This is a genomic window from Mesorhizobium sp. M5C.F.Ca.IN.020.32.2.1 (assembly GCF_004023105.1).
Taxonomy (GTDB): domain Bacteria; phylum Pseudomonadota; class Alphaproteobacteria; order Rhizobiales; family Rhizobiaceae; genus Mesorhizobium; species Mesorhizobium wenxiniae.
The window spans coordinates 1-838 of record NZ_RZSX01001441.1 but is presented as its reverse complement, the minus strand read 5'-3'; the positions used below and the strand labels follow the sequence as shown (position 1 = coordinate 838).

At 63.6% G+C, this 838-nt stretch carries 2 protein-coding genes; both read left to right on the top strand.

Annotation, left to right across the window (positions count from 1 at the left end; all coding sequences use genetic code 11):
* Positions 1-196: hypothetical protein (locus EOA86_RS36635; RefSeq protein ID WP_164892409.1), on the top strand; the 196-nt coding region annotated here is incomplete at its 5' end.
* Positions 197-352: 156 nt separating this feature from the next.
* Complete coding sequence (locus tag EOA86_RS36630) at positions 353-655, top strand: DUF982 domain-containing protein (RefSeq protein ID WP_128345831.1); 303 nt, start codon at positions 353-355, stop codon at positions 653-655.
* Positions 656-838 lie beyond the last annotated feature (183 nt).

Below are 838 nucleotides of genomic sequence, written 5' to 3'. Positions count from 1 at the left end.
GCGCTTTTTCGTCCACGGCCAGGCGGCGCGCGGCGATCGCCACGTTTACGCCTCGCGCACCCGCTTCATCCCGACCTCGATCCTCGGCGCCTTCGAACAGACATCATGGGCGAGCGTCCAGGCCAAGGACGATCCGCGCCGCCAGCCGCAAGTGCGCGTCGACCTTGGCGCCCGCATGCGCGACATGTGGAAATAGGCTGCCTTTCGACACGGCGCTGATGCCACGGAGCTTGGTGGCGAAAATCTAATCTCGGCAACATGGAACCTGATGCCGCAATCCGCGTTTCTGGGCGTCCGATTCAGATCGGAGAGCGGCGTCCGCCGTCACCTCCGCCCAATTCGAGAGGCAAGAATGCACGACACGATGCTCTTCACCCCCGTCGCCGTTACCGTCGGCGCCGGCCACAAGCGCATAATCGCTTCGCTCTTCGACATGCATGAATTCCTGACCGAGTTCCCACCATCGCGGCGACGCCTGAGTTATGGCGCGGCGGTGAAGGCATGCGAGGCGGCACGTGCCGGCGAGATCTCGCCCGAAGCGGCGCACGATGCCATGATCACCTTCGCGGCGGCGGCAGGCATTCTCTGGCCTTCGGCCCAACCGGCAGTCTCGGTCAAGCCGGTCGCGCGGGGCCAGGGCGGATACGCCGCATGACTGGCTAGGCCTTTTTTGCGACTATGGCCCGCCGAAGATGCTGTTCGTCTTCGACGGGTTTCCGACATGGATATCAGGCGCGGCCCTCAATGGACCGTCATCAGGTCGCCGTTCGGAAAACCGCTCAATGTCGCCGCTTCAAAGCTGACTTGGTCGCGGCCGTTTGATTTAGCCCTGTATAGG

Bases quoted from the DNA above. Each gene is read 5' to 3' on its own strand.
- EOA86_RS36630 (WP_128345831.1), top strand. From the start codon at position 353: ATGCACGACACGATGCTCTTCACCCCCGTCGCCGTTACCGTCGGCGCC.